We start from the raw sequence: 19,992 nt of genomic DNA, 5'->3' as shown, positions 1-19,992 counted from the left end.
GGAAAGAAAATGGAAAATCAATTTAAAATAGAAAAGGAATTATTTACTCCTCTAAGCGCGGAAGAAAAGAAAATTAGCGTAACTATTAGACCAAGTGTCGGTTATTGGGAAGATGCTTGGAGGAGATTAAAAAAAGATAGAATGGCACTTATGTCATTAATAGTAATAATAGCTATAATTGCGGCAGCGGTATTAGTACCATGGTTCTCTAAATATGATTATGCATCAAATGATTTATCGAATACGTATTTAGCACCTTCAGCTGAACATTGGTTTGGAACAGATAATCTAGGAAGAGATTTGTTTGTTAGAAACTTATATGGAGCAAGATATTCACTAATTATTGCAGGTTTAGCAGCAGTTATAAATCTATTTATTGGTATAATATATGGTGGAGTAGCTGGTTTCTTTGGTGGAGTAATAGATAATATATTAATGAGAATAGTGGATGTTTTATCTTCAATTCCTTTGACTATATATGTAATAATTTTTATGGCTGTTTTAAATAAGCCAGGAGCTAATGGAAGTGGGCTTTTTACAATTGTATTAGGACTTTCCATAACATATTGGATTGGAATGGCTAGAATAGTAAGAGGAGATGTACTTCAATTAAAGCAACAGGAATTTGTTCTTGCGGCAAAATCATTAGGTGCATCAAATTCTAGAATATTAATTAGGCACTTGATTCCAAATTGTATTGGATCAATAATGGTTACATTAACATTACTAATTCCAGAAGCTGTATTTACAGAAGCATTTTTAAGTTTTATAGGTCTTGGAATTGCAGCACCTAGAGCATCACTTGGAACTTTAGCAAATGAAGCAATGCAGGCAATTTATTCATATCCGCTTCAATTACTGTTTCCAGCAGCTATAATTTGCTTAATAATATTATGTTTTAACCTTTTTGGTGATGGATTAAGCCAAGCATTAGATCCTAAGAATAAGAGATAGGAGGAGAGAGAAAATGGAAAATTTATTAGATGTAAAGAATTTAGGAACCTCCTTCAAAACTAGTGCTGGTGAAGTGCATGCAGTAAGAGGTGTATCATTTAGCTTAGAAAAGGGAGAAGCACTAGGTATAGTTGGAGAATCAGGTTGTGGCAAAAGTGTTACTATGATGTCAATTATGAGATTATTGGCTGACAATGGAAGGCTTGCAAGTGGAGAAATCCATTTTAATGGTAAAGATATTTCTAGTGTTAAAGAATCAGTGATGGAAACTATAAGAGGTAATGATATTGGAATGATATTCCAAGATCCTATGACATCATTAAATCCAGTATATACAATAGGAGACCAATTAATGGAACCCCTATTAAAGCATAGAAAAGTTAGCAGAGCAGAAGCAAAAAAGGAAGCTATAAAGATGCTTGGATTAGTTGGAATACCAAGTCCTGAGAAAAGAATGAAACAATATCCACATGAATTTTCAGGTGGTATGAGACAAAGAGCCATGATAGCTATGAGTTTAATTTGTGAACCAAAGCTTATTATAGCGGATGAGCCTACAACAGCTTTAGATGTTACAATTCAAGCTCAAATCCTTGATTTAATGAAGGATTTGAAACAAAAGCTTGGTACTGCAATTATATTAATAACTCATGATTTGGGAGTTGTTGCAGATGTATGTAGCAGAATTAATGTAATGTATGGTGGACTAATAGTAGAAACAGGAACTACTGAAGATATATTCTATAGAGGAAAGCATCCTTATACTTGGGGACTTTTAAGAAGTATACCAAATCCTAAGGGAGATATGAGAGAAAAACTTATTCCAATTGAAGGACAACCACCAGATTTATTGAATCCACCAATTGGATGTCCGTTTGCTGCAAGATGTGACTATGCAATGAAGGTTTGTATCCAAAAGCAGCCGCCACTATTTGAAGCAGGAGAAAACCATCATGTGGCATGTTGGTTATGCCATGAAGATGCACCCAAAATCGAATCGCCTATAAGGAGGATAAAGTAGTGGAAGATAATAAAGATATAATTTTAGAAGTTAAAGACTTATGTAAATACTTCCCTGCAAAGAAGAGCTTATTTGGTGCTAAAAGCTATGTTAAGGCAGTGGATAGAGTTTCATTTACACTTAAAAGAGGAGAAACTTTAGGGCTTGTAGGTGAGTCGGGATGCGGTAAGACAACTACAGGAAGAACAATATTAAAGCTTTATGAACCAACATCTGGACAAATAATTTTTAATGGAAAAGATATAACAAAAAATTCAGTAAAAGAAATGATTCCTTTAAGAAAAGAAATGCAAATGATTTTTCAAGATCCATATGCATCATTGGATCCAAGAATGACTGTTGGAGATATAATTGGAGAAGCGATTGATGTACATAAATTACTAACAGGTGGAGCAAGGACAGAAAGAATAAGAAGTTTATTATCAAAAGTAGGGCTTGCAAGTGACCATATAAATAGATATCCTCATGAATTTTCAGGAGGACAAAGACAAAGAATAGGTATAGCAAGAGCATTAGCTGTAGAACCATCATTGATAGTTTGCGATGAGCCAATTTCAGCTCTTGACGTTTCAATACAAGCGCAAGTTGTAAACATGCTTGAAGAACTTCAAGAAGAATTAGGATTGACTTATCTTTTCATAGCTCATGACCTTTCAATGGTTAAACATATATCAACTCATATTGGAGTTATGTACCTAGGAAGAATGGTTGAAAAGGGAGAAAGTAATCAAGTATATTCAGAAGGTTTACATCCATATACACAAGCATTACTTTCAGCAGTGCCAATACCAGATCCGGATGTTGCTAAAAATAATAAAAGAATCATATTAGAAGGAGATATTCCATCACCAATAGATCCACCACCAGGATGTAGATTTAAAGGTAGATGTAGATATGCAAAACCAATTTGTTCTGAAATTGATCCAGAATTAAAGGAAGTTAAGCCAGGACATTTTGTAGCATGTCATTTATATGATTAAAAATGTATAATAATAAATAATTTGCATAGTATACTGTTAAGAAGTTTTAGCAATAGCAACTTAAACAGTTATTATATAATAAATAATTAATTAAGGGGGAAATATTAATGAAAAAGAGCAAAGTAAAACAAATTTGCGCAATAGCTTTAGCGACAACAATTGGACTTTCAGTATTAGTTGGTTGTGGTTCTAAAACTACTGACAAAGGTGCAGCACCAGCTGGAGAGAAACAAGAATTAGTATTTAATTTAGCGGCAGACACAAAGACTTTAGATCCAGGATTAAATCAATCAGTGGATGGGGCTATTATAGCAGTAAATGCTTTTGAAGGTTTAGCTAAGTTAGACGACAATGATAAAGCAATTCCAGGTCAAGCTGAAAAATGGGAAGTGTCTCCAGATGGATTGAAATATACTTTTCATTTAAAGAAAGATCTTAAATGGTCAAATGGAGATCCACTTAAGGCAAGCGATTTTGAATATGCATGGAAAAGAGTATTAAATCCAGAAACAGCATCTGAATACTCATTCCAAATGTTATACCTTAAAGGCGGAAGTGAATATAATACTGGAAAAGGAACAGCAGATCAAGTTGGGGTTAAAGCAACTGATGATACTACATTAGAAGTTACTTTAGCAGGACCATGTCCATATTTCTTAGAATTAACAGCTGGTCCAACATATATGCCAGTAGAACAAAAGATTGTTGAAAGCAATAAAGATTGGGCAACTGATGTTAAAACTTTAGTTTCTAATGGACCTTTCAAATTTACAGATTATAAGATTAAAGACCAAATTGTATTAGAAAAGAATGAAAATTATGTATCAAAAGATGGTGTTAAGCTTAATAAATTAACAATGAAGATGGTTACTGAACCTACATCAGCATGGGCAAGTTTTAAAGCAGGTCAATTTGATATGGTATATGATGTTCCAGAACCTGAAGTTGAAGCAGCAATAAAGGATGGAAGTGCAACTCAGTTTAAAGATTTATCAACTGATTATATAAATATCAATATTTCAGATAAAGCTAAAGAAGTAAATCCAGATGCTGCTAAAGTATTAAGTGATATAAGAATAAGAAAAGCAATGTCACTTGCTATAGACAGAACAGCAATTACTGAAAATGTTATAAAAAATCATCCAACACCAGCTCATGGATTTATACCAGACAGTATTCTTGATGCAGATGGAAAAGTGTTTGCTAGTAAGCAATACTTCGATCCAAAGGGGAATGTAGAAGAAGCTAAGAAGTTATTAGCTGAAGCTGGATATCCTAATGGTGAAGGATTACCACAAATGACAATATTGTACAATCCAGAAGGCGGTAATGGGGCTAGATATCAACCTATCCAAGATATGTTAAAGAAGGCTGGGTTTAATGTTGAACTTCAAACTCAAGAATGGAAAGTATTCCAAACAACAAGAACTAATAAGCAATACGAAGTTGCAAGAGGTGGATGGACAGGTGATTATGTAGATCCAATGACATTCTTAGATATGTTCACACCAGAATCAGCACAAAATGATCCAGGATATAATAATCCTAAGTATATTGAATTAATTCATAATGCAAAGAATGAAGCAGATGCTAAGAAGAGAATGGAAATGCTTCATCAAGCAGAAGATTTATTAATGGAAGATATGCCAATTATCCCTTTATGGTATACTAATCAAACAAGAGGAATCAAGAGCTATGTTAAGGGTGTAAGAGTATCTCCACTTAGATTCATATACTTTGATAAAGCTTATATAGAAGGAAAAAAATAATTTATATAACTTAAAATAAGATGCTATTTCAAATGCAAATGTGTTTGAAATAGCATTTTTTTATATTTGATAATTAAAAGGTTTAGAGTTAAGGCGACTATAGTTATTGAAATGGATATTAATTTGATAAGTATGTGAAGAAAACTTTAACAATGATAGTCATATATTGATAGAAAAATATATAACTATCAACTAAAATCATCATTCAGCACAACAAAGTATTGAATTAAAACTAAATAAGTAGTAGAATATAAAAAACAAGTTTTAAGTAGATAATGAATATAATAGATTAAAGGTTAAAATATTTATTAATGTTTAAAGGCAGATTGATATTTGCAGAACTTAAAGAATTGCTTACACAAGAATAGTTTTTTGATTTATAATGTAGTTGTGTAATCACAATTCAGATAGTTTTGATGGGGAATATCGGTTTGTGTGTTTTGAAATTTTATAATAGTTAGACAGATCATAAAATTATGTAGAGAAATATTAAAGTAATAAGCATATTTAAATTAAGGGGGATTTTTTAAAAATGATTAGAGTATTAACAAACGACGGATTAGAAAACGCATCAATTGAAGCATTAAGAGCATTGGGCGCAGAGGTTATTAATGAACATTTTGAACAAGACATATTAGGAGAAAAATTAAAGGATTTCGATGCAATAGTTATTAGATCAGCTACAACTCTTACTTCTGATGTATTTAAAGCAGAAGAAGGCGGAAAATTAAAATTAGCTATAAGAGCTGGTGTTGGAATAGACAATATAGATATACCTGCTGGAGAAGCAATTGGAGTAGCTGTAAAAAATACACCTTCAGCTAGTTCAGATTCAGTTGCAGAACTTGCAATTGGTCATATGTTTGCATTAGCAAGATTTATTGCTATATCTAACTACACTATGAGAAATGGTGAATGGAATAAAAAGAAATACCAAGGAACTGAAATTGCAGGTAAAACACTTGGAATTGTTGGAATGGGAAGAATAGGTCAATCTTTAGCTAAGAAAGCTACAGCTTTAGGGATGACTGTTATATATTATACAATTGAAGGAAAACATGATGATTTAGATTATGACTTTGTATCATTAGAAGAAGTATTAAAGACTTCAGACTTTATTTCACTTCACGTACCATATGACAAAGCAGCAGGTTCATTAATTGGAAAGAAAGAATTAGAATTAATGAAAAGTACTGCATATGTTATTAACTGTGCTAGAGGTAAAGTTGTTGATGAAGCAGCATTACTTGAAGCTCTTAATAATGGAGAAATTGCTGGAGCTGGAATTGATGTATTTGAACAAGAACCAACTAAGAATGAAGCATTAATTAACCATGCAAAAGTTAGCGTTACACCACATATTGGAGCTGCAACTGAAGAAGCTCAAACAAGAATTGGTGAAGAAGTAGTTTCAGTAATTAAGGAATTCTTTAATATATAATTATTTGGGAGGAATTTTCAATGGCAATAGTTAAAGCTTTTAAGGGAATAAGACCAGTTGCAGAATTAGCTACAAAAATAGCAGCTTTGCCTTATGATGTAATGAATAGCGATGAAGCAAGAGAAATGGTAGTTGGAAATCCACATTCATTTCTTCATGTTGATAAACCTGAAATAGATTTGGATCCAGCAATAGATGCACATGATCCAAAAGTCTATGAAAAGGCTAGAGAAAACCTTGATAGAATGATAACCGATGGAGAATATACTCAAGACGAGAAACCTTGCTTATACATATATAGACAAATAATGAATGGAAGATCCCAAACAGGAATAGTATTTTGTGCTTCCATTGATGATTATATGAACAATATTATTAAAAAGCATGAATTTACTAGAGCAGATAAAGAAGAAGATAGAATTAATCACGTTGATTATTGTGATGCAAATACAGGACCTATTTTCTTAACATATAAAGAAGATCAAATTGCATCAGAAATAATAGATGCTTGGATTCAAAATGAGAGTAAGAGAAAGCCTGTATATAATTTTGTAGCTGAAGATGGAATAAGTCATATTGTTTGGGTAATTGATAATGAAATTATCATAAGTGAAATAGTTGATTTATTTAAAGAAGTAGATTACTTATATATTGCAGATGGACATCATAGATCAGCATCTGCTGTAAAGGTTGGACTTAAGAGAAGAGCAGAAAAACCAGATTATACTGGTAATGAAGAATTTAATTATTTCTTAGCAGTTGCATTCCCAGATAATGATTTAATGGTTATGGACTATAACAGAGTAGTTAAAGATTTGAATGGGTTGACTAAAGATGCGTTAATTGGAAAACTTGAAGAAAAGTTTACTGTAACAGAAGCAAAAAGTTCCGAACCAGTTAAACCAGCTAAGAAGCATACATTTGGAATGTATGTAGAAAATAAATGGTATGTATTGGAAGCTAAAGATGGTATTTACAATGCTGAAGATCCAATTGATAGTCTAGACGTTGCAATACTTCAAAACAATGTCTTAACACCTATCTTAGGAATTGAAGATGTAAGAACATCAGATAGAATAGATTTCATTGGTGGAATTAGAGGTCTTAAAGAGCTTGAAAGAAGAGCAAACAAAGACATGAAGATAGCATTCTCAATGTATCCTACTGAAGTTAGGGATATAATGAGCGTTGCAGATATTGGAGAAGTGATGCCACCGAAATCAACATGGTTTGAACCTAAGCTTAGAAGTGGATTGTTTGTTCATAAATTAAAATAATTGTCCCCGTCAAAAAAAGATTGACTAGGTTGCGGAGCAGTAAAAAAACAGAACCTAAAACAGAATGAAATAAAGAGCATAAAAGCGATAGAAACAGAGCCTTTGGGTCGGTTTTCTTAATTCGAATTTATGCTCTTTTTTTGTTCGAAATTAAGGGTGATTTTCGTAATTTGATACAATTTTTTTACAGGAATATTAATCCCGTCTTACTATATGTTAATTACTGTATAATTTGACAAAAGAACATATGTTTGATAATCTGTATTCATGGAAGTATTTTATAAAAGGGATGGTAATATATATGAATATGGAAGAGAAACACAAAAAAATTGTGGAAATTGTGGAGCAAAAATTAACGTGCTCAGCACATAATTTAGATCATGTATTTAGAGTTTATAATCTTTGTTTATTACTTGCAAAATATGAGAAAGACGTTGATTTAGAAATACTCATTCCAGCAGCATTATTACATGATATTTCAAGAGTGGAAGAGAGCCAAGATAAAACAGGAGAAATTGATCATGCAGTTTTAGGTAGTGTGATTGCAGAAGATATACTAAGAAAATTAGAATATGAAGAAGAAAAAATAGAGAAGATAAAGCACTGTATTATAGCACATAGATTTAGAACAGGGAATGAGCCTAATACTATAGAAGCAAAAATCCTTTTTGATTCAGATAAACTTGATGTTATAGGAGCAAGTGGAATTGCTCGTACTTTTATGTTAGCAGGACAATTTGGACAAAGGTTAATAGCAAATGAATCTCTTGATGAATATCTTAAATGCAATGCAGTTGAAAATGGAAGATTGAAAGATGTTACAAAACATACACCTTTTATTGAGTATGAGGTGAAATTTAAAAAAATTCCAGATAAATTATATACAGAGAAAGCAAAAGAAATAGGAAAAGAGAGATTAAAATTTATGGATGAATATTTTATTAGATTAAAGTTAGAAATAGATGGTGTTAAATAAAATTAAGACGGATTGTTATTATAAACTATAAGGTATTGATTGAGGAGGAGAAAAGAAATGTTAAAAGTAAATTTTTATGAATTAAACACAATAGAAGATAATAAATTATTATTTGCTGTGATAATGGCAAAGTTTAATGGAAAGTGGATTTATGTAAAGCATAAGAAGAGACGGACATTAGAAATACCAGGAGGCCATAGAGAACCAAATGAAAATATAGTTGATACTGCGGCAAGAGAATTGTATGAAGAAACAGGAGCAAAGGAGTTTAATCTTACACCAGTATGTATATATTCAGTAGAAAGAGATGAAACAGTAGATTACACTGAATCATTTGGTGCATTATTTTATTCTGAAGTAGAAAAACTAGATTAATTACCTGATTTTGAGATAAATGAAATTAAATTATTCGATGATATACCGGATGATTTGACTTATCCTTTAATTCAACCATTTTTACATAAGAAAGTATTGGAATTTATAAATAAAGTTTAATTGTATGTAATTTCTTTATAAGAGTAATATATTACAAATTTAATGGGGGAGAAGTTGAATGGATATTAATGAAGTAAGCAAAAGCATTGGTTATTGTGGTCTGGTGTGTAAATTATGTCATTTAGCAGATAAATGTGATGGTTGCAAGTCTAATAAAAATTGTTGTGGAAAACATTTATCTGAAGAGGGGTGTTATCAATATAATTGTTGTGTAGACAAAAACATTAATGGGTGTTGGGATTGTGAAGATTTTCCTTGTAATAAGGATATGTTTAGTAATACTCATGATATTAGGATTCGTGCCTTTGTTCGTTGTATTAAGGAAGAAGGAACTACGAAGCTTGCAGAATATTTGATTAGAAATCAGGAAAATGGAATATTGTATGGACATAATAAAGAGTATGATAATCTTGAAAATGAAGAGATCGTCTTAAAACTATTAAGGACAGGACAAAAATAATTATTTATTATAAGGAGAAAAGAATGGTTTATTTAAATAATTTTACATTGCCCAATGAGGATATGGAGTTTGACTTTTTCATGGAGGTAAAAAGAACCTGTTATGACTCGTTTTATCCATTCAAGATATTATCAGCACATGGTCTTGAAAGAATTGATTTCGAGGCAGTTACGATTTTATATGGAGGAAATGGTTCGGGAAAGTCAACGGCATTAAATGTCATAGCAGAAAAAACAGGAATAAATCGTGATTCTATCTATAATAAATCTAGTTTTTATCCTGATTATGTCAATATGTGTGAGATGTATCTTGAAACCGACATCCCTGAAAATAGCAGAATTATTACCAGCGATGATGTATTTGACTATATGCTAAATATTCGTAATCTAAATGAAGGAATTGACCAAAAACGGGAAAAAATCTTTGAAGAGTATTTGGATGCGAAATATTCTCGTTTCCAAATGAAGTCTATAGAAGATTATGAGCAACTAAAAAAAGTAAATAATTCTAGAAGTAAAACGCAGTCGCGGTTTGTGAGAAATGAATTGATGGCTAATGTGAGGGAATATTCAAATGGGGAAAGTGCATTCAGATATTTTATTGAAAAAATTGGTGAAAATGGACTATATATATTGGATGAACCTGAAAACAGTCTTTCTCCAAAACTTCAGATGGAATTAATGCGTTTTATTGAGGACTCTGCACGGTTTTTAGGATGTCAGTTTATTATATCAACACATTCGCCATTCCTGCTTGCAATGCGAGGAGCAAAAATATATAACCTTGATGAAAACCCTGTTGATGTAAAACAATGGACGGAATTAGAAAATGTACGTATATATTATGACTTTTTCAAAATACATGAAAACGAGTTTTAATAGTATTGGGTGTAGATTATTTCTATTTTTAATATAGACTATAATAAGTATAATCTTAAAAAAATATTAATCTATAAGCAGAAATTTTTTAGGAGATGATTATGTTTTTTTAAAAAGTTAAAGATTTTGCGAAGCAAGGATAATCAATACTTTTGAATCGGAGATTTAAATATAATGAACAATAGTGTATTATTAGAAAAAAACTAACTACTATGTATAGTCACAATATTCATAAATGTGTGCTAATAAAAGCTTGTAGTTACTCCACCAATGTAAATTATGAAGTAAGGAGAAATGATTTGAAATGAGAAAGAAATATGTAATTATTATATTGATTGTTTTCACTCTTTGCATTATTGGATATATCAAGTCAAGTTCAAATCTTAAAAATTATCTTAACAGTGGCACCCTAATTGATTCAAATGCAAAAGACATTATGCCATCTCTTGATGATTTGCCTGAATATCAAAATATCACATACAAATATACCCATAAATCAATGTTTTTCTTTGAATCTCACTCGGTTGCTCTCATTGTGAAATATGAAGATGAAACATATAAGAGAGAAAAAGATAAATTAGCAGAAAAATATACTTTTTTAAATAAAAAAGTTAATTTTAGATCTGATGAAAGTATATATCTTATCCCTGAATATGAGTTTTCAGTAAATAGTTATAATTTTAAAGTTGTAGATAGAAGCGAAAAATCTAATACACAATTTCCAAAATCCTTTGGCATGATTGGAATATCTGAAGAGAAAAAAAGTATAGCATATTTGTATTTTTATGATAAGGATCTGGATTTTATCGGAGGGGAAAATGACAAAGCCCCTATGGCTAATTTTGTTAAGGATTATTTTAAATACGATTTTTAACTATACGTTCTTCATATTATTAGCATTATCTATGTCCACGTCAAAGAAGGATAAAATAAGAAATAAAAAAGATTGATTACGATGAGAGTAGTAAAAAAGAGAATAAAATCATAATAAACAAGGTAAATGAGAAATAATAAATGTTTTAATTTAGTATAAAGTAATAATGTATTATATGGTTAAAGAGAAAAAGATTAGGGGGAGAAACGTTGAAAGTTTTTACGAATTCTCATGTAGCATTAATAATTGCTATGTCACTTATACTAGCGGGATGTAACTCATCAAGTAATGTTATTCAAAAAAATGATAGTGCCAGTGCTGAAAATGAAGCTTCAAAGTCTATTGAGGATGTGCATTTTAGGCAACAACTTGAAGATAATGAAATCTTATATGTAAAGTATCAAACAACAGAAGGAGAATTTGAAGCTGGAACTGCATTTAGTATACAAACAGATTATAGTAAGGAACCCATTCTAGTTACAGCACATCATCTTTTTGGACCAGCAGGGGGATTAGATACCCAGCTAAATGGAAATGAAGTAAGCAAGTTTGTAACGGGTGGAGAAATATTTGATATGTTTAGTGAAAAAACAAGTGGAACGACAATAAAAGAGAGTATAACTATATCTGATGCTAAGCCATCACCGGATATTAATAAGGATGTTGCAGCTTTCAAATTAAATAATGTAGGAAATTTAAAGCCATTTAAGGTATCTGATAAACCCTGTAAAAAAGGAGATAAGTTATATTTATTAGCATCTTTATGGAATAATGATAAAGTGAATGAGAATAATATTTATTCGGGAAAATGTAAATCAGATACAGATGGAGTTTTATATTATGAATTAGATAAAAATTTTAGTACAAATGGGGCTAGCGGTGCGCCAATTGTCAATGAACAAGGTGAAGTTGTAGGAATCCATATAGGTAGTGATGGAAATGGATTATATGTAGGAAATTCAGCAACAAGTTTTAATGATATGATAAAGAAATCTTTTAAGTAAGTATAATGAGCAGAGGTTAAATTTTGACCTCTGCTTGTTTTATGTGAAGTATTATTGAAATATAGTTCACTGTTAAATATATAAATTTTAATTATAAGTTCTTCTGCAAAAAGTGTTACAATAAAAATATTGAAAACAATTTAATTTTTTAAATATATAAGGATGGGGCAGGGGAATGAGTAAAGAGGGATTAGTAATAGAATTTAACAAATTACAATCATGCCAAATTGCAAAAGGGACAGAATTTGTGTCTATAGTTAAAGAAGATAAGAGTGAAAAATATAGAGTTGTAGATACAGAAGAAAAATTATTAGAGTATAGTTTAAATCCTATGGCTTATGTGGAGAAACAAATAGGAATATTGGTGACATGTGAGTGTAATAATATTTTTGCAATTTTCCGTGATGCTATATTTTTAGAAAAATTTAAAATTGACAGTTATTGTGAACCTAAGATAGAAGAGTCTGTATATTTAAGTTTTAACAATTGCCACTTCTTTGAAGATATAGAACTACTAGGTGGTGACTATAAAAGGTTGAAGATTAATGATTCAGTCATAAGAAAGAGTTTTTTTATTAGGTTTATAAATTGTGAGAAAGCTAGAATTGATAATGTTATATTTGAAGGAAATCTAATAGTAGAAAATTCAGATATTGGAAAACTTAATGTTAATACATCAAAGTTTGATGGAGATCTGCTTTTTCAAGAAGTAAATATTTTAAATGATTTTATTTTAGATAAAATAAAAGGAAATCAGAATTTAATATTTATAGATTGTAGATTTGAAGGATTGAGCAAATTAGAATTAGAAGTTAATGGAGAATTAGATTTTTCCCAATGCTCCTTCTATAAAAATTCTGAAATAAATTTTGATGAGATAAATGGTAGGATTAGTCTTTATAAAACCAATTTTTCAGATAAGTGCTATTTAGAATATGAGTTATTAGAAAACAAAGGGTACGAGCCATTAATTTTTGAAGATGATTTAAAAAAGACTAAATGGAATTTTTTGATTGTGTCTAGTATATATAAATCAAGTGGAAGAACAGAACAATATTTAGAAACTTTTTATTATTTCAAAAAGTATGAGAGGTTAGAAAGAAAAAGTAAGAACAAAGACAATTATAATTTTTTAGAGTATCTAATAGAAATATCAACCAAGTATTATACAAGCTGGGAAAGAACATTGCTATCAATGGCCTTAATAATAGTAGCATTTTTTATAATATATTGTATTTTCCCTAATTTATTAATATATAAGGATACTGTAATAAGTCAGCAAAGTTTATTTAAAACAATTTTTGAAATGTGTGAGACATCAACTTTTGAGATAAATTTCTTGATTAGTAAATTTGGTAATGCATTATATTTCACTATAATAACATTTACTACTGTTGGCTATGGAGATATAATGCCTCTTAATTGGATGAAGTTAGTTGTTAGTTTGGAATCATTTCTAGGAGTGTTTTTTACAGCAAGTTTTGTAGTAACTTTATCAAGACGATTTTTATCATAAATTTTATGAAGGATTCTATTTTTCAACATACGCTTTTTGTTTTATTTAAAGTTTATTAACTTGACAAATAAAAGTTGAATGATATACTGAATGGAATACAGTACAACATTCAAGGAGGGGAAAAATTAGAAAGAGAGATGATCGTATGGGTGAAAATGATGCTAAGGAAAGATTAATAGATGTCACTATTAAAATGATATGCCAAGGTAAAAAACCAAGTGAAATTACTGTTAAAGATATTACTGAAAAAGCAGAACTCGGAAATGGTATGGTAAATTATCATTTTCAAAGCAAAGATAATTTGATTCGTTTGGCAGTAAAAAGTGTTATGACATGTGCGACGAAATTATTAAGTGAAAAAATGAAAAATAAAGAAGAAAAGTCTCCAGTTGAAAGAGTTACTATAATTTTAAAAGAAGTAGTAAACTTCATTGCCGATAATTCGGAAATTTCAAAGATTGCAATTTTAGATGATTTAGAAAACGATCAAGGAACAGCACATTTATTAAGTTCAGAAGAATCTTATAATAAATGTCTTAAAGATATTTATGGAGATAATATAGAGAAACTTTTAATTAAAAATTATTTAATTGCAGGATATATAAATTACATATTTTTAAAGGCGGAGAAAATAAAAACCGAATCAGGATTTGATTTTTATAATAAAGTACATAGAGAAAAAGCCATTGAAGACTTAATGAATGAATTAATGAAATGTGATAAATTTCAATCTGGAAAAATCGTGTAAAAATAAATACAAAAGAAGATATGTTGAAAATACAATTATAAAAGGAGTTAATTATATTATGATGAATGTAAATAGTGAAAAATGTGTTGGATGTGGAATTTGTGTTAAGGATTGTTTTATTAAATGTATAGAACTAGTTGATGAAAAAGCCAAAATTAATAGCGTTACATGTATGAAATGTGGACATTGTATTGCGGTTTGTCCTAAAGGTGCAGTGTCTACAGATGAATATAATATGGAAGAAGTAAGAGACTATAATGAAGCTGAATTTAAAATAGAATCAGATACTCTTCTAAATTTCATAAAGTTTAGAAGAACTATAAGACAATTTAAAGATAAAGATGTAGAAACAGAAAAACTTTTGAAAATTATAGAAGCAGGAAGATTTACTCAAACTGGTACTAATGCTCAAAATGTTTCATACATAGTGGTTAAGGATAATATTGAACAATTAAAAGAAATGGCATTAGAAAACCTTAAGGATAGAGGGGAAGAAATACTTAAGAATTTAAACCCTAAAACTGTACCATTTAAAAGATACGCACAAATGTGGATAAAAATGTACAATGAATATAAAGAAAATCCTAAGTTAAATGATAAGTTGTTTTTTAATGCTCCAGCTTTAATTCTTGTAGTTTCTGATTCACAAGTAAATGGAGCTTTAGCATCTTCTAACATGGAACTTATGACTAATGCACAAGGTCTTGGAACATTCTTTAGTGGATTTTTTGCAATGGCAGCACAAGGCAATGAAAAGATTAGAGAATTACTTGGACTTGAAGGAAATAAAGAAATTGTAACTTGCATGGTTATTGGATATCCAAATGTAAAATATGTTAGGACTGTCCCTAGAAAAGATGCAAGTATATTGTGGAAATAAAGATTAATGAAACAAATATAATATAAATTGCTATCTAGAAATGATTTAAATGCATTTCTAGATAGCAATTTATTTTTAGAAAACAATTTATATAAAAGCACTATTTCAATTTAAGTTTACCTGAAATATCAAAAAGACTATAGATTTAAAAAGTATATATAGTTGTTGGCGATATTTGACAATATAGAGAGTTTAAAGTGGCAGAAAAGGTTTACAACAAGGTATCTAGACTAAGAGAATAGTGAAATTATAATGTTATTATAGTAATATTAAATTATATATAAGTGTGGATACTGTAAAATCCCAAAAATGCAATTTTGGATTTTAATATTTCACATAAATGTAAGATATGCATTTTATATATTTAAAATATTACAAATTATGAGTTGGTAAAATTATATTAGGGGGAGAATGAATGAAGAAAAATAGTAAGTTATTTAGAAAAATAGTAATTGGGATTGTTGCAATGATTGTATTACCGATATTGGTTATAGGTGCAATGGCAATTCTTAAATCAGAAGCAGTATTAGAAAATAATTTAAAAACAACAAGTATACAAACAATTAAAGAAGTAGATAAGGGATTTTCAGAGTACTGGGGAGTACTTGCTACACAAATGAACATATTTTCGAAGAATTCAGACATAAAAGATTTAAGTAATCTACAAGCTAATCACAAACTAACAGTAGAATATGTTCAAGGTGTGTTTAAAGATACGAGTGAATCAATAGAGGGAGTTCTTAATGTATATTATGGAGGCGAATATGGTGAATTTGTATTAGCTGATAAAACTCAAAGTATAGAGGAGTTTAACTTTAAAGAGAGAGGTTGGTATAAAGATGCTAAGGAAGCTGGCGGGAAAATTATATATACTGAACCATATAAAGATTCTATAACAGGTAAACAAGTAATGACAGTAGCTCAAGCAGTTAAAGATAAAAGTGGACAATTTATAGGTGTTATAGGGGTTGATATGTCACTAGATGCTACAAAAGAGTATATTAGCAATATAACATTATTGAATACAGGATTTGTGCTACTTGTAGATAAAGATGGCGATATTATAGTAAATAATGATAATAATAAAGATATCGAAGAGACTATTACGAAATTATCATTTTGGGATCAAGCTAAGAATGAGGATAGAGGAGTATATAATTGGACTTATAATGGTAAATCATTTTATTCATGTCAAGAAACCAATACAGTAACTGGATGGAAATTAGTTGGAATTATAGATAGTAAAGAAGTAACTGATAATGTAATGATTATGAAAGTAACAATAGCTATTACAGGAATAATATGTGTAGTTATTGGAATTGTCATATCCATTATTGCAGCATCATATCTTATGAAAGAAATACACAAATTAAAAGTATCTCTTAGTAAAGTTGCAGAAGGTGACTTTACAGAAAGAGTAAATGTTACATCAAAAGATGAATTTGGAGAGCTTGGAAATGACTTTAATTTCATGATAGATAATGTGTCTAAGTTAATGAAAAATGTTCAGAGTACATCTTCAGATTTACTTGAAGCATCAATTAATATATCAAGTATGTCAGAAGAAACTACAGCTTCAATATCAGAAGTATCAAATGCAATACAAGAAGTTGCAAATGGAGCGACAAATCAAGCACAATCAGCTACAGATGTTGCAACAAGTGTTGAAGAATTATCAAATAGGATAGATGACGTTGATAGACATACAAATCATATTAATGAATTATCAAATGAAACTGAAAAGCTAAGTAATCAAGGATTAGTTATACTTAAAGATTTAATAAATAAAGCTAGTAAGGCTAAGGAGAATGCTATTGAATCGGCTGGTATGGTAAATGAAATGGGAAAAAGTATAGATAAAATAAACTATATGTCAAATGCAATATCTGATATTACTGAGCAAACCAATCTTTTAGCTTTAAATGCAAGTATAGAAGCAGCAAGAGCTGGAGATGCAGGAAAAGGTTTTGCAGTAGTTGCAGAAGAAATTAGAAAATTAGCGGAAGAATCTAAAAAATCTACAGATGAAATAAAAGCCATTGTTACAGAAATAAATACTAAAGCCAATAGTACTCAGGGAGCAATGGAAGAAAGTAAAGAAATGTCACAAGAACAAGGCAAGGCGATAAAAGAAACAGAAGACATATTTAATAAAATAGTTAATTCAATAGTACCTTTAGCAAAGGCAATTGAAAATATTAACAGTTTAAATAAGAAGATGAACTCAAATAAAGAAGATGTAAATGCACAAATTCAAAATATAGCAGCAGTATCAGAGGAGTCAGCATCTATATCGGAAGAGGTTACAGCATCGACAGAAGAGGTAAATGCAACAATGAATGAACTTAATGAACATGCAAATAATTTACAAGAAATATCCCGTAAACTTCAAGAAGAATTAAAGAATTTCAATATAGAATAGGATTTAATCATAAGAGCATCCATATATAAATTTTGAATAAAAAATGTAAATGAATTTCTTAGGCACCTAAAATGATTTCAATATTATTTTTAGGTGCTTTTTTAGATTTCAATGAGTAATATAAGTACATATATAATGTACTAAAAATAATTATAAAGTAAGTAAAAAAAGTATTGCAAACATTTACAAGCTGTTGTATAATATAAACAAGATAAGAAATAAGTTATCTAAGTGGACTGACACTTCAATCCGGCAGAAGAGTATATCTTTTAAGATATACAGTTGTTAAGGGGCAACGTAAAAATCCCTAAGGCAATGTACGACGTACGGTCGTACCCAGTTGGCGGACAACGTAAAAATCAGTTGCTAAGAAAGAGCAAATGTACATTTTTTGTACATTTGCTCTTTGCTTTTGTTTAATATGCCTAAGAATATATTACATCATTTCAAGCATTTGCTTTAATATTCTAGTTGAATTTTTAACTGCAACTGGAATGAATTTTTGATAATCCATATGTGCTCCATTATTTGCATTATCAGAAATTGATCTAATAACTACAAATGGAATTGAATTTAAGTAACAAACTTGAGCTATACTAGCACCTTCCATTTCACAAGAAATTGCTCCAAATTCTTTATCAAGCCATTGAATTTTTTTAATATTCGCAACGAATTGATCTCCAGAAGCAATTCTACCTGTAAAGCTATTTATTTCTGAAATTTCTTCGCAAGCCTTTTTAGCTAAAGCAACCATTTCCTCATCACATTTAAAATCAAAAGTATCAAGTCTTGGAATTTGTCCCATCTTATCACCAAATGCTGTAGTGTCCATATCATGTTGAACTAAATTTTCAGCAACAACTATATCACCAGGATAAATTTCTTTTCCGATGCCACCTGCAACTCCAACATTGATAACTTTATCAACGCTATATTCAGATACTAATATTTGTGTGCATATAGCTGAGTTAACTTTACCAATTCCACAAACTACAGCGACAACATCCTTTCCATATAATGTACCCTTATGAAAAGTCATATTAGCTTTTTCTTTTTTTGATTCAAGTATTAAGTCTTTTAGTAAAATTTCTAATTCTTCTGCCATAGCGGCAATTATTCCAATAGTCATATTAATAATCCTCCTAAAGTATTTGTTTTCAAGTAAATATAACAATATAAAGAAATTGTATATAATATACATAACTCTAATGTATATTATAAACATTAATTTATAAATTTAATAGTATAAGCTTAATTTTTAAAATTAAATCAATAAGATTAATGTTTAATGACTTGAAGTGGCTTATTGTTAACATTAATAATTTCCATAGTTGTAGTTATAGTTGTCCAGCTTAGAAAGCTAGTATAAGTAGCTTAACGAAAAGAAAAATGAGTTTTTGTAATGAGTTAAAATTGATTTTATGTTATAATAAAAATCAAGATTTGAGAAGATAATAAACATAGAAATAAGGAGAGAAAAGTATGACAACACAACATTCTTTATCAAGAACTGAACTTTTAATAGGTAAAGATGGATTAGATAAATTAAGAAATAGCAAAGTAATTATTTTTGGAGTAGGCGGAGTAGGAAGTTATACAATTGAAGCACTTGCTAGATCTGGAGTTGGAGAATTAATTATTGTTGATGATGACACAGTTTGTTTAACTAATTTAAATAGGCAAGTACATGCTACATATAAGACTATAAGTCAGCCTAAGGTTGAAGTAATGAAAGAGAGAATAACATCTATAAATAGGGACTGCAATGTTATAACACATCAAGTTTTTGTTACAGAAGAAAATATATCAGAAATAATTCCTGATGATGTTGATTATGTTGTTGATGCAATAGATACAGTTTCAACAAAACTTGGATTAGCAGAATACTGCAGTAAAAAAGATATAAAAATAATAAGCTCCATGGGTACAGGTAATAAATTAGATCCAACTCAATTTAAGGTTACGGATGTGTTCAAAACAAAGGTATGTCCGCTAGCTAAAGTTATGAGACATGAACTTCGAAAAAGAGGTGTAGAAAAATTAAAAGTTGTTTATTCTGAAGAAATACCTATAAAACCTAATTATGATGATGTTGTCACTTGTAAAACGGGATGCGTTTGTACGGGTGGTACTAAAAAATGTGCAATTAAGAGACAAATCCCAGGCAGTATATCATTTGTTCCTCCAGTTGCAGGAATGATAATTGGCGGAGAAGTAATCAAAGATATTTTAGGAACTAAATAATTCATTTAAAATAAACAATTAGATATTAAAGTTTTAGAATAAAATCCACAATA

At 29.8% G+C, this 19,992-nt stretch carries 18 protein-coding genes; 17 read left to right on the top strand and 1 reads right to left on the bottom strand.

Annotation, left to right across the window (positions count from 1 at the left end):
- Positions 1-9 precede the first annotated feature (9 nt).
- The 16 genes from psyc5s11_RS26425 to psyc5s11_RS26350 all read left to right on the top strand — a co-directional run bounded on the left by psyc5s11_RS26425 (position 10) and on the right by psyc5s11_RS26350 (position 17,695).
- Complete coding sequence (locus tag psyc5s11_RS26425; protein ID WP_224035414.1) at positions 10-954, top strand: ABC transporter permease; 945 nt, start codon at positions 10-12, stop codon at positions 952-954.
- A gap of 13 nt (positions 955-967) precedes the next feature.
- Positions 968-1,975: an ABC transporter ATP-binding protein gene (locus psyc5s11_RS26420; RefSeq protein ID WP_224035413.1), complete on the top strand. Its 1,008-nt coding sequence runs from the start codon at positions 968-970 to the stop codon at positions 1,973-1,975.
- Positions 1,975-2,955: an ABC transporter ATP-binding protein gene (locus psyc5s11_RS26415; protein ID WP_224035412.1), complete on the top strand. Its 981-nt coding sequence runs from the start codon at positions 1,975-1,977 to the stop codon at positions 2,953-2,955. The genes psyc5s11_RS26420 and psyc5s11_RS26415 overlap by 1 nt, the downstream gene beginning before the upstream one ends.
- Positions 2,956-3,062: 107 nt before the next feature.
- Positions 3,063-4,724, top strand: coding sequence for a peptide ABC transporter substrate-binding protein (locus psyc5s11_RS26410; RefSeq protein WP_224035411.1), 1,662 nt, complete (start codon positions 3,063-3,065; stop codon positions 4,722-4,724).
- A 532-nt stretch (positions 4,725-5,256) separates the two neighbouring features.
- Entirely contained in the window at positions 5,257-6,165 is a 909-nt protein-coding gene (locus tag psyc5s11_RS26405; RefSeq protein ID WP_224035410.1) for a D-2-hydroxyacid dehydrogenase, read from the top strand.
- Positions 6,166-6,185: 20 nt separating this feature from the next.
- Positions 6,186-7,442, top strand: a complete 1,257-nt coding sequence (locus tag psyc5s11_RS26400; RefSeq protein WP_224035409.1) for a DUF1015 domain-containing protein — start codon at positions 6,186-6,188, stop codon at positions 7,440-7,442.
- 301 nt (positions 7,443-7,743) lie between these two features.
- The gene (locus psyc5s11_RS26395) at positions 7,744-8,418 is read left to right on the top strand and encodes an HD domain-containing protein (protein ID WP_224035408.1); all 675 of its coding nucleotides are present in this window, start codon (positions 7,744-7,746) and stop codon (positions 8,416-8,418) included.
- Between the two features lie 57 nt (positions 8,419-8,475).
- The gene (locus psyc5s11_RS26390; protein WP_311196392.1) at positions 8,476-8,793 is read left to right on the top strand and encodes an NUDIX hydrolase; all 318 of its coding nucleotides are present in this window, start codon (positions 8,476-8,478) and stop codon (positions 8,791-8,793) included.
- A gap of 178 nt (positions 8,794-8,971) precedes the next feature.
- Positions 8,972-9,373: a DUF3795 domain-containing protein gene (locus tag psyc5s11_RS26385; protein ID WP_224035407.1), complete on the top strand. Its 402-nt coding sequence runs from the start codon at positions 8,972-8,974 to the stop codon at positions 9,371-9,373.
- Positions 9,374-9,396: 23 nt separating this feature from the next.
- Positions 9,397-10,251 carry an AAA family ATPase gene (locus tag psyc5s11_RS26380; RefSeq protein WP_224035406.1) on the top strand — a complete coding sequence of 285 codons (855 nt, stop codon included), beginning with the start codon at positions 9,397-9,399 and terminating at the stop codon, positions 10,249-10,251.
- A gap of 304 nt (positions 10,252-10,555) precedes the next feature.
- On the top strand, positions 10,556-11,125 hold the full coding sequence (locus psyc5s11_RS26375) for a hypothetical protein (RefSeq protein ID WP_224035405.1): 570 nt from the start codon (positions 10,556-10,558) through the stop codon (positions 11,123-11,125).
- Positions 11,126-11,334: 209 nt separating this feature from the next.
- The gene (locus psyc5s11_RS26370) at positions 11,335-12,129 is read left to right on the top strand and encodes a S1 family peptidase (RefSeq protein WP_224035404.1); all 795 of its coding nucleotides are present in this window, start codon (positions 11,335-11,337) and stop codon (positions 12,127-12,129) included.
- 175 nt (positions 12,130-12,304) lie between these two features.
- Positions 12,305-13,645, top strand: a complete 1,341-nt coding sequence (locus psyc5s11_RS26365; RefSeq protein ID WP_224035403.1) for a potassium channel family protein — start codon at positions 12,305-12,307, stop codon at positions 13,643-13,645.
- 145 nt (positions 13,646-13,790) lie between these two features.
- On the top strand, positions 13,791-14,393 hold the full coding sequence (locus tag psyc5s11_RS26360; RefSeq protein ID WP_224035402.1) for a TetR/AcrR family transcriptional regulator: 603 nt from the start codon (positions 13,791-13,793) through the stop codon (positions 14,391-14,393).
- 58 nt (positions 14,394-14,451) lie between these two features.
- A complete protein-coding gene (locus tag psyc5s11_RS26355; protein WP_224035401.1) occupies positions 14,452-15,273 on the top strand; it encodes a nitroreductase family protein in 822 nt (273 codons plus the stop codon).
- A 415-nt stretch (positions 15,274-15,688) separates the two neighbouring features.
- On the top strand, positions 15,689-17,695 hold the full coding sequence (locus psyc5s11_RS26350) for a methyl-accepting chemotaxis protein (protein ID WP_224035400.1): 2,007 nt from the start codon (positions 15,689-15,691) through the stop codon (positions 17,693-17,695).
- A gap of 436 nt (positions 17,696-18,131) precedes the next feature.
- Here the strand turns inward: psyc5s11_RS26350 and psyc5s11_RS26345 are convergent, their stop codons facing one another.
- Positions 18,132-18,824 carry a 5'-methylthioadenosine/adenosylhomocysteine nucleosidase gene (locus tag psyc5s11_RS26345; RefSeq protein ID WP_224035399.1) on the bottom strand — a complete coding sequence of 231 codons (693 nt, stop codon included), beginning with the start codon at positions 18,822-18,824 and terminating at the stop codon, positions 18,132-18,134.
- 353 nt (positions 18,825-19,177) lie between these two features.
- Here psyc5s11_RS26345 and psyc5s11_RS26340 point away from each other — a divergent pair, with 353 nt between their 5' ends.
- A complete protein-coding gene (locus psyc5s11_RS26340; protein ID WP_224035398.1) occupies positions 19,178-19,939 on the top strand; it encodes a tRNA threonylcarbamoyladenosine dehydratase in 762 nt (253 codons plus the stop codon).
- Positions 19,940-19,992: the final 53 nt, after the last annotated feature.

This window comes from Clostridium gelidum (assembly GCF_019977655.1).
Lineage (GTDB): Bacteria > Bacillota > Clostridia > Clostridiales > Clostridiaceae > Clostridium > Clostridium gelidum.
This window is presented reverse-complemented; position numbering and strand designations above follow the sequence as displayed.